Raw genomic sequence first — 10,662 nt, 5'->3', positions numbered from 1 at the left:
GAAATGGAGGAAACTCGACGGCCGGAACCGCCTGCCGGAGGTCATCAGCGGGGTTGAGTTCCGCGACGGCGTCCGCCACCTTCATACCGCCGCCTGATCAAGCGTCACCAACTTTCGCGCATATCTCCAGATCGGAGGTTCTCCCGGCTGTCAAAGATACTGCTTCCGGAAGCCTCTCGGGGCGAGATCGAGCTTACCGACGAACTTTCAGGCCATGTACGCCAAGCCTATAGGGACGAAAATCTGCAGTTTTCGCGCGCGACGGGCATAGACTTGGGGCGGTATGGTTATCTTGCCTGATCCAAGACTGAAACTGTCGACGTCAAAGCGCTTCCGATGCGTCTCCAAGATGGGTCTGACACCCCGATAGACGGCGAGATGGGCGCTTCCGAATGACGTTCTGGAACCGGACCGGCCGATGGGATAGGCCCAGCTCTCGTAACGTACGAATGTTTCATAGAGTGCAAGGAAGGCAGGTGTTTTCATTCAAGGGATAGGCGGTAGGCTAGCGCGGGGTGCGACATGGATCGCGGCCGCGCGGATCGTGATTACCTTCATCGGTTTTGCCAATACTCTGGTGCTTGCAAGGTTGCTCGTACCGGAGGATTTCGGTCTGGTGGCGATCGTGATGTCGATCTCTGCAATTGTCTTCGCTGTTACGGAGCTTTCGCTGGCGCAGGCTTTGGTGCAACATAATGCCCCGACGGACTCGCACTACAATACGGCCTTTACGCTGAACCTGATACGAGCGGCGGGCGTTGCAATCGTCCTGGTGGTATTGAGCGTTCCGATGGCCGCGCTCTACGGGGACCCGCGGCTGGTATATGGACTTATGGCGATTGCCGTGTCGTCTCTTGTGATCGGCGCGATCAACCCCAAGCTTGCTGCCATGTCCCGCGAGCTTGTTTTCTGGCAGGATTTTGCGACTCGTTCCGGAGACAAGCTCGCCGCATTTCTGGTTGCATTCCTGGTCGCCGTGATCTGGCAGTCATACTGGGCCTTGATCCTGGGCGTCATCGCCGGCCAGATGACCTCTTTGATATTGTCCTACATCATCTGTCCGTACCGGCCACGGTTTGAGCTTTCGAAATGGCGCGACCTGATGTCCTTTTCGATCTGGGTCGGGCTGGGACAGGCCGTCAACACGCTGAATTGGCGGTTCGACCAGCTGGTCCTCGGGTATTTTTTAGGGAATACTGCTTTGGGGTATTACTCTGTCGGCGCCAGACTGGCCTCCTTGCCGACGAAAGAAGCGACCCGCCCCGTTGCCGCCGCCGCTTTTCCCGGGTTCGCCAAGCTGGCGCATGATCCCGAACGTTTGCGACGCGCCTATCAAAGAGCCCAATCGGCTTTGATGGTCGTAGCGTTGCCCGTGGGGGTAGGCTTTGCGGTCGCTGCAGAGCCGTTGGTTCTGCTCGTCATGGGCGAGAAATGGCTCTCTTCCGTGGTGGTGATCCAGGTCCTCGCCAGCGTCTTCGCCATCGGGACGATTGCGACGACGGTTCAGCCGCTGGCCCTGGGGATGGGGCAATCGCGGATCCTGTTCAATCGAAGCTTGCTCAATCTCGGGATTCGAGCGCCCCTGACAATGGCTGGCCTGCTGTCAGGCGGTTTGGTCGGGTTGCTCGTAGCGCGCTGCATCGTGGGTTTCATAAGTATCTGGATCAATCTGTATTTTGTCCGGGAGCTTCTAGGTTTGTCCTATTCCAGGCAACTCCTGATAAATCGGCGTTCGCTGATCGCTGTGGTGGTCATGGCTGCGGCCGTGTATCTGGCGGGCACGCCATTTGATGGGCTCGGTTTGGGCGTGCAATCGCTCAAGGCAATTTGCATGATTGCCGCGGGGATTGTCGTATACCCTGCGATCGTCATGTTGCTTTGGTGGTGTCAAGGGTATCCGGAAGGACCCGAACATGACGCGATGAAACTGGCCAAAGCTATTCTCTCGAAAGTTTCGGGTCGGGTTTTCAGGCGATAGAAGTCGGACCTGCACCTCTTCCCACGTCTCACATCCCGCCTGATGGGCACGCGTGGGAGCGTCGTAGCAGCAGCCGCTGTCTTGGTCCGCAATATGCGACGTATCAGCCAATACACGCGGCATTCTGTCGAACCTTCACGTAAAAAAACCCGCACCAGGCTGACAGGTTGCCGGAAGAACAACAGCAAGGCCCGATCAAGCCTCGCCGAATTCCCCTCGCGATCTATCCTCCACAAAGGTGAACGGCAGGTCCGTCAAATCCGTCAAAGGGGTCGAGGCACGGTATGCGAGACCAACAATTCAGAGCCCCTGCCATGGTCAGGAGAATGACGCGTGCCGATCTTGGCCAACGAGGACACACCGCAGCAAGACGACATGGTGCGTGACGCGAGGCTCAGGGTCTGCGTCGTCACGGACACGTTTCCCAAGTTGTCGGAGACCTTCGTGCGGGATCAGGTGGCCGGTCTTCTCCGGGCAGGTGTGGAAGTCGAAGTCTTCGCTGACAAGGTCTCTGCCTCATCGGACCGATCGGGCCCCATCGCAGTGAGAGAACGCTGGGGGCCCGTCAGCAAGATCGAACCTTGGTTGCGGTCTCTTCCCCCGACCCTGAGCGATCGGGCGATAACCGGGTTCGATCGAGTTTTTGCACGGCGCCTTCTCTCATTCGATGCCGTGATTGCGCATTTTGGAATGAATGGGGTGCGTGTTGCACGCACCGGCCATCGTATGCCGGGGTTCCCACCCTTGATCACGGTCTTTCACGGGTTCGACGTCGGAATGCCTGCCCATGATGGTACCACCGGACAGTATCACCCGCTATTTGCTTTTCCCGGCCTGTTCCTGACCGTCAACCGCCCTTTTCGGGAAATGCTCGTCGCCTCCGGCGCGCCACCTGACAGGACGCGAACGCATCACCTGGGAATCCGGCCCGAGGCAATTCCGTTCCGGACTCGGAGCTGGACGGGAAGAATGCGGATTCTCACCGTCGGCCGGCTCACCGAGAAGAAGGGAACGGCACAGGCGCTTCAGGCACTGGCGCAGCTCGCGAAAACCTCGCCGGAGAAAAGCTGGACCTTTGAGATCATCGGCGATGGAGAACGCCGCGGCGATCTTGAGCAGCTTGCCGCAGATCTGGGAATTGGCGGGCAGGTCCGTTTCCTCGGAGCGCGGTCGCACGCGCAAGTCCGCCAGGCGATGAACGAGGCCGACATATTCCTCCTGCCAAGCCTGACCGCGTCCACGGGAGACATGGAGGGTCTTCCGATCGTGCTGATGGAAGCAATGTCAGCAGGGCTTCTGGTGGTCAGCACACGTCATTCGGGTATTCCCGAACTGGTGCGCGATGGGGAGAATGGTGTTTTAGCCGATGAGGGCGACGTGGATGGCCTTTTCCGCAGATTGGACAGGATATTTGACCACCGCGACGAGCTGCCGATCCTGGTCAGTCGGGGGCGGCGGACGATAGAAACCGAGTTTCATGCCGACCGCCAAAGCCAGGAGCTCATTGAATGGCTTTGGGCGCTGAAAGCAGCTGGTCGAACCGGTCTGACCCGGTAATGATGGTATTACACGCCCCTGGGACACACTGAATTCAAGCGATCCGCTTTCTCTGGCGCCCGTATTTCCTGTCACAGTCGGCCTTGTTGCACAAAGCACGTGGAGGATTCATCTCGTGAATCCAGCGTGGTAGATGGGAGGCATGAGCAAACTCGCCCCCACCCACCTACAAGACGGCGAACTGGCCAGCCTATAACAAGGCGCCCAAACGCCGGGGCTCGCTTACGATCTGGTTCGATCCCGAGATGAAGTAGGATGCTGCGCCCACCGGCGCGCTCGGCCGCCGGCAGACCTACAGCGATGCCGCCGTTCAGACCTGTTTCACTATGAAGGTGTTGTTCGGCATGGCGTTGCGCCAGACCACGGGTTTCGTGGAGAGCCTGTTGAAGCTGGTCGGCCTGGAGTGGACGGTGCCAGATTTCAGCGCCCTGTCTCGCCCAGCCCAATTGGCGCAAACAAGGTCGGTCGACCGATGTCAGACCTCCGTTTTCTTCTGTTTACATGTCCCGGCCCAGCCATAGCCACGGGGGAATTCGTGTACGCAGGCGGGTCAGCGTCGGGAAAAGGCCGCGCCGAACGCGTGGCGGAAGCCCCGCGAAGGCAAGCCAGACGTAGAGCCGCGGCGCGCCCGGCTTGCGGCGGATCGCTTTCAGCAGGTGAACGATCGCGTCCCCCTGGCGTCCGCCCTCCATTTCCAGATGGCGGCGGGCGCTGTCCAGATGGGAGCGGTGCAGCGTCCCCGCGCGGACCAGCGCGTCGCCGTAGCGATCCTTCAAGATCCGGCGGGCCTCCATGTTTGCAGCGAAATCGCGGGACCGCTTGCTGTCGGACGAACCGGCTGGCAGGCTTTCGTCGTGGTAAATCATCAGGGGCTGGGGGAGGTGGCGGAACTCGAAGAACTGCGCGATCCGAATCCACAGATCCCAGTCTTCGATGGCGGGGAGCGTCTCGTCAAAGCCGCCCGTCGTGTCGATCACCCTGCGTCGGATGATCACGCTGCTGGTGCCGTAATGAACCGTGTTGCGATGCAGGATTGTGGTCCAGACGTTGCCCGAAACGGTCGGCTCGAAGATGGTTTCGGCCCCGTCAGACCCTCTCTCGATCAGCCCTGTATGGATCAGGCCGACACGCCGGGGAGCGTCGTCCATGGCTGCGACCTGAGCCGACAGCTTGCCCGCCAGCCATTCATCGTCGGAATCGAGAAAGGCGACGAGAGGGGCGCGTGCCGCGACGATGCCCCGGTTGCGCGCCGCTGCGACGCCGCCGTTTTGTGGTTGGCGAATATACCGCAGCCTCGAATCGTCAAATTCGGCAACCACGGCTTGCAGGTCCTCGGTCGAGGCATCGTCGATCACCAGAAGCTCGAAGTCGGAGAAATCCTGAACCACGACGCTGGCAATGGCGCGCCGCAGAAGGGTGGCGCGGTTATAGGCGGGGATCACGACGCTGACGCGCGGAGCATCAGGGGGCGGGTCGGTCAGTCCGCTGACGATGGCCGGGGCGGCTTCGGCTGTGGCGGCCTTCGGCCCAGCCGTTCCGGCGCGCGCAGCCTGTCGGTTCCGATCCGCTCTTTTCCGTCGCACGGCCCAAGCCGGTGTGCCGCCGTGACGCCGGTCCTGTTTCCTGGCCTGGGAGGCCAGCTCGTCCTGCCCCACGGCAGCGGAATCGCCCGCGACATTCCCGTAGGCTTCGGCCAAGGCGGCGCGGGTGCCTTCGGGAAAGCCCGCCGCGGACAATTGGTGGGAAAGCCCGTCGAGGACTTGCATCCGCGACGTGAGCCCCTCGGGGGTGAACCGACGGCCGCTGAGCGAGACCGCCCCATCGGGCAGCCGCCGGTAGTACGACGTTCCATGGGGGCTTTTCACCAGATCGATGCCCGCCGCCAATGCGCGCATCATGAGGTCGCCATCGTTGTTCACCAGGATTTTGGGGTTCCAGCCACCGCTCGTATCGTAGGCCTTGCGGGACCACAGAACAGAGCAGGGCGGATGATACCAGCCCGTCAGCCAGGCGGAGAGCGCGTTCTGGCCGGGGCGGCGCGGCGCGCAGGAGGCAGGCTGTGCTTGCCATGTGGCGCCGATGCGTTCGTAGCGCAGCCAATCGCAGCAGGCGATGGCGCCATCATGCCCGGACAAGGTCGCCTCCAGCGCGGAGATCACATCGAGCCCCAGAAGGTCGTCAGCATCCATGAACATCAGCGCGTCGCCGGTCGCGTGTGCGACCCCGGCGACGCGGGCGGCTGCGGCCCCGCCGTAGCAGCCCCGGATGACCGACACTTGCGGACCGAAGCCTTCGGCGGTTTTCGCACTTTCGTCGCTCGAGCCGTCGTCAACTACGATCACCTCGTCAGGTACACGTCCTTGGTTCAGAACCGACAGAAGAGTCTGGGGCAGGAACGCCGCGCCGTTATGTACCGGAATGATGATCGAGATGCGCATGAACTAGCCTGCCAATTTCCTCAAGACGGCGTCGACGCGATCAGGGCGCACCGAGAGATCGCGGTCCAGGCGATGGACGTCGTCGCGACCCGCAAAAGTGCCGTCGATCTTCCAGTAGTCCAAACCCATGGCGACGGCGATGGCGTAGAAATTCGGGTTCGGGTAGAGTGGCTCCGAGATCTCGACGACTTGTGTGCCGGGCGCGCAGAACATCATGTTGGTAAGACCCGCGCCGTGCGGGGCCATCAGTACGCGGGTCTCGCCCATCAGCCGGATCTGCTCCTCGAAGCTCAGATCTTCCATCGTGACCAACGCGAAGCCGGCCTTTTCGAGCATATCCGTGATTTCGGCCTCGTTCGACAAACGCCGGATCGTTGCCCTTCTCCGGCTGACAAAGACCCGCCGCCAGGGCGCGCGGTCTGGGCGGTGGCCCAGCAGGTCGCGCACCGGGCACAGCAGTTCGGGACGGAAGCGGTCGGTCTGCAGAAGCGTCAGATCGTCGACCTCGATGACCTCTTTTGCGCCGTGAGTCGCGAAGTCCTGCGGATTGAAGCCGAGCATCCGCAGCGATGTGTCGATAAACGCGGGCCGTTTTTCAGGCAGCAACAGGTTTTCCATCTCGCCGCGCTGCGTCAGCAGGCAGAGCTTGGGCAAATGCGCGCTGAGCCAGTGGGAGTAGTTGGTGTAGACCCTTTCAGTAATCCAGGTTGCTTGCGCGATGCGGCGAGGTTGGCCAGTTTCGCGCAAAGTTCCACCATGGCCGGGACGGAAGCGCATTTCCCGCAACTCAAACGCCTTATCGCGACTGTTGATGACCGTTGGCCAGAACCGCGCCTTGGGCGCGTCGGTGAAGCTCACCACACGGCAGCCCGGCACCGTGGCGTGCAGCGTTTCGCCGCTCGGCCGGGATAGCACATCGCGCTGCGAATACCCGAACCAGTCGGGGTCGTCGGAGAGCTGTGCGGGATCGTCGATGTTGACCGGCAGCGGGTTCGTGGCGTGGCCTTCGGGATGGATGACCGTGAGATCGCCCGTTCCGCCGGTGGCGAAATAGTCACGAAGCGTTTCTTCGCGCACCCAACGCCACCCGAACCAAGACGGCGGAAGGCCGTTCCGGACGCCATGTTCACATAGCCCGATGGCACCTTTGCGCACCTTGCCGGCCACCGCGTCAAGCATGACTGCCCCACCTTTTTTATTTTTTGCGCCTCATTCATCTGGATACTAGTGCATGAATCCTTGCGATCGACCGGTCCATCGCCGGCGTTGCCCCGGACAGGCTCGTCGATCGGCGTGCAATCCGGTCTCGACCGTGTGCCTTGCTTGATCCACCAGGCTGAGGGTCTTGCGGGGCCGGCGCAGAACTCACACCGGATCGCCACACGGCCAGTGTGCACCGTCACGTTGACGCCGGCCTGTCGCAGCTTCTCTGTCTGGCTCGGCACGAAGGTCGGACATTTCGGGACACCTGTCCATGATCGCGCAGACGCTGAGTGCCGGAACGGCTTCGACAGCGCAGTCTGCAGTCGCAGACGCCGGATCGGTCTCGAAGGCCGGCAACAAGAAGCAAATGCTTCTGCACCCGCATTGTTCGCGCATGGCAAGCCCCGCCCTCACCCCCGCTGCGCCGCCCTTGATCCCGGCAGGCCGCTTGCTAACTTGATCTCACGCTCCGATCCATTCGCTAGACGCGCACCCGCGGCAGTGGGATCGGCCCCTGAGTGTAGGTTTGTCTGCGATAGGTTGGATCCGAAATTGTCCAAAGACGAACCGCTGCCCCATGCTGGAATATCGGTCATCCTCGCCACCTACGAACGCGCCGGGTATATCGGGGCGGCTCTCCAGTCGGTTCTGGACCAGACGCAGGAACTGCGCGAGATCGTGGTCGTCGACGACGGATCGCGCGATGAAACTGCCGACGTCGTTGCCAAATTCGGCGACCGGGTCACCTATCTGCACCAGGAAAACAGGGGTAAGCTGGCTGCCATCGCCCGCGGTCTCGATCACGTGCGAGGCGATTTCGTCTGGATCATGGACGATGACGACCTTGCGGATCCTCTCGCCATGGAACTCCTTGTAGAGCCACTGGCTGCGGATCCCGGTCGGGTGATGAGCTATGGGCGCATGTCACGGTTCGAGGATGGCCAGACTGATCGGCAGGCAGATATCCCGGTGTCGTATCCTCTGCCGGACGACCGACCGTTTCTCGCGATCCTGATGGAAGATTGCTTCATTACCGGTCATCCCTGCGTGCTCGTCCGACGTACTGCGCTCGAGGCGATGCGCCCGTTCCGCCGCGACATCCTCGCCTCGGTGGATTATTACCTCCATCTCGGCGTGGCGATGCAAGGTCGGACGGCGTTCGTCGATCGTATTGTACTGCGTCAACGCCAACATCGCGGCAGCCGTGGTCCAAGCGCCTTGCGCTACGAAGAGGCCGACCGCAATGCCCGGTGGATTGCGCATGACAAGTTGCTGATCGGCCCTTTGCTGCGGGATTTGCCGCTGAGCGCGTATACCCGAGAAAGCAGAGCGCCGGGCCAGGTGGCGCCCGTTCTCGATCGCCAAGAACGGCGCCGTGCGCTGTTCCAGAAAGGCGTTATTGCCGCGCGCAAGAAGCTGTGGCCGGTTGCTATGGAAGCATTTCGCGACGGCGTCGAGCTACAGCCCGACATATCGCTCATGTCGGAAGAACGCCGGATCTTGTCCAAGATGCTCGGCTGTCGCTACGGGATAGAGGAAGTTTATGACGATCCCGGCATTCCGCGCGAGCTGCGCCGGATCGCTGAACGCAGCGCGCATACCTCCGAAATTCTGGTGACGCTATCGCGGCCGCTCTTGCACGAGCTGAAGATTGCGCGTCGTGAAGGGGACAGGCGGCGTGCAAGCAAAGCGCTGGCGACATGGAAGACATTGATGCCGTGGCGAGCAAACCTGATGGCGCTGCGCGAGATCCTCGATCGGAATACGAAGCGGGTGCTGTCCCACTGATTTTTAAGCGTTCCTTGGGGCGGGATGCTGACTTTGGTGGGGTCGCGCAGTCGAGAACCCGGCATACGAAGCCCGTGTAGATCGCAAGGACTGGCCCGGGCAGCGGATTCAGGGCCCTGCCGATCAGGGAGCGCGGACGGCTACGACGATGGTGCGGGCGCTGTGCTATCCCGGGGCCTGGCTGGTGTCGCGGGGGCGTGGTCCTTGGACTGATCACGCGCCCCGCCCATATCCTGCCCGATGCTGCGATCGGCGGGCGCGACACCCGGGTCATCTCCGCAGTCTGGTGAGTGCCGACAGCGCCTGTGGGACACCGGGGGATGCGGCAAAGGGGGAGATGCGGACGGCCGGTGGGGCAGGGACGGGCGCGCTGGCAGGTCACGCCATTCCTTCAAGCCCGCCCGGTCCTTCGGCCTCGCACCTGGACGGCCCCTCCCCGGGGGGCGGGGCAGAGGAGTGGCGCAACCTTTCGAGGGCGTGGCGAAAGAATTTCGAGTGCGCTAATGCGCCCAGCGTCAAGGATGGCCCACGCAAAAAAAAGGACTCGGAAGGCTGGAGGGCGCACATCTTGCAACCCTGAGCGGTATATTTAAAATATAATACACCTTTGAGTTGAAATTGGGCGGAAACGTATTGTTTTTTCAGCTCTAATAGGCAGGCAAGAAATCGCCGATCTATCTGAAACTCCAGATCAACGTGAAGTTAACCGTACTTTCGAGCAGTACGTGGCCCGGAGTGCCTGATCATTCGGCAGAGCGCGATTTATCTCGATCCCGTATTGGGAAAACACCCGATCGTGGCAATTTTAGGGCAGAAGGACTCGACCGCCGCATCGCAGCGTCTACATGCGGCCCGAAGGCTACAGCGAGAAGGTGATGCTGTATCGTGAATACACCGGCATCAGTGAGCGATGACCACAGCCTGCGCGGTGTTAGTCGGGTCTGTAATGATTGTGAATGGATGAATATTATGTCTTTGATAGAGCTCGAAGAATACGAGGCTGATCCAAACTCTGGCCTCCGGGGCGACAATTATCCCGATGACTCGATCAGGGCGCGTTCAAGGCAACCTGTCGGCGGTGTGGCCAAGCGAAGCCTCGATCTTGCCATTTGTCTGGTGCTCATCCCGTTGTTCCTGCCGTTGTTCGTGGGCTTGTGCTTGCTGGTCAAGCTCACCGATCCGGGGCCGATCTTCTTTGGTCACAAGAGGGTCGGCTTCGAGGGGCGTACCTTCAAGTGCTGGAAATTTCGGACGATGGTCACGAACGGCGACGAATTGCTCAGGAAACATTTCGCTGCCCATCCCCACGATCTGGCGATCTGGATGGCGGAGCGAAAATTGCCCCAGGATCCCCGCGTCACGGTGATCGGGGTGGTGCTTCGAAAGCTGTCCCTCGATGAAATCCCGCAGATCATCAACGTCATAAACGGTGAAATGAGTCTCGTGGGACCCCGCCCGGTCGTCAAGGACGAGTTGGACAACTATGCGCGCTCGACAGGTTACTACCTCAAGGCCCGCCCGGGTGTAACAGGCGCCTGGCAGGTCTCCGGCAGATCCGACACGTCGTACCGCGATCGGGTCAAGCTGGACCGGTATTACATCAGCAACTGGACCCTGGTTCTGGATTTTTGGATTCTCGTCCGTACCTTGCCCGCCGTGCTCAAGGCACGCGGGGCACGGTAGTTCGTGAAGCTCTTC

General features: G+C 61.1%; 6 protein-coding genes and 1 pseudogene. 5 read left to right on the top strand and 2 right to left on the bottom strand.

Annotated features, from left to right (window positions below):
- Positions 1–484 precede the first annotated feature (484 nt).
- The 3 genes and pseudogenes from PAA8504_RS16710 to PAA8504_RS16700 form a co-directional block, all read left to right on the top strand.
- The gene (locus PAA8504_RS16710; protein WP_306419539.1) at positions 485–1,978 is read left to right on the top strand and encodes a lipopolysaccharide biosynthesis protein; all 1,494 of its coding nucleotides are present in this window, start codon (positions 485–487) and stop codon (positions 1,976–1,978) included.
- 342 nt (positions 1,979–2,320) lie between these two features.
- The gene (locus tag PAA8504_RS16705; RefSeq protein WP_181375848.1) at positions 2,321–3,535 is read left to right on the top strand and encodes a glycosyltransferase; all 1,215 of its coding nucleotides are present in this window, start codon (positions 2,321–2,323) and stop codon (positions 3,533–3,535) included.
- A gap of 158 nt (positions 3,536–3,693) precedes the next feature.
- Positions 3,694–3,972, top strand: a pseudogene (locus PAA8504_RS16700) (transposase); the annotation flags it as partial.
- A gap of 60 nt (positions 3,973–4,032) precedes the next feature.
- Here PAA8504_RS16700 and PAA8504_RS16695 read toward each other — a convergent pair.
- Positions 4,033–5,973, bottom strand: coding sequence for a glycosyltransferase family 2 protein (locus PAA8504_RS16695; RefSeq protein ID WP_108895339.1), 1,941 nt, complete (start codon positions 5,971–5,973; stop codon positions 4,033–4,035).
- A gap of 3 nt (positions 5,974–5,976) precedes the next feature.
- Positions 5,977–7,152, bottom strand: coding sequence for a glycosyltransferase family 61 protein (locus PAA8504_RS16690; protein ID WP_108895338.1), 1,176 nt, complete (start codon positions 7,150–7,152; stop codon positions 5,977–5,979).
- 576 nt (positions 7,153–7,728) lie between these two features.
- Between PAA8504_RS16690 and PAA8504_RS16685 the strand changes: the two genes are divergently transcribed.
- Positions 7,729–8,964: a glycosyltransferase family 2 protein gene (locus tag PAA8504_RS16685; RefSeq protein WP_181375847.1), complete on the top strand. Its 1,236-nt coding sequence runs from the start codon at positions 7,729–7,731 to the stop codon at positions 8,962–8,964.
- A 969-nt stretch (positions 8,965–9,933) separates the two neighbouring features.
- Positions 9,934–10,647, top strand: a complete 714-nt coding sequence (locus PAA8504_RS16680) for a sugar transferase (RefSeq protein ID WP_108895336.1) — start codon at positions 9,934–9,936, stop codon at positions 10,645–10,647.
- Positions 10,648–10,662: the final 15 nt, after the last annotated feature.

The sequence above is a fragment of the Palleronia abyssalis genome (genome assembly GCF_900302445.1).
Classification (GTDB): domain Bacteria; phylum Pseudomonadota; class Alphaproteobacteria; order Rhodobacterales; family Rhodobacteraceae; genus Palleronia; species Palleronia abyssalis.
Note: the sequence above shows the minus strand (reverse complement) of the source record. Positions and strands in the feature narration are given on the sequence as shown.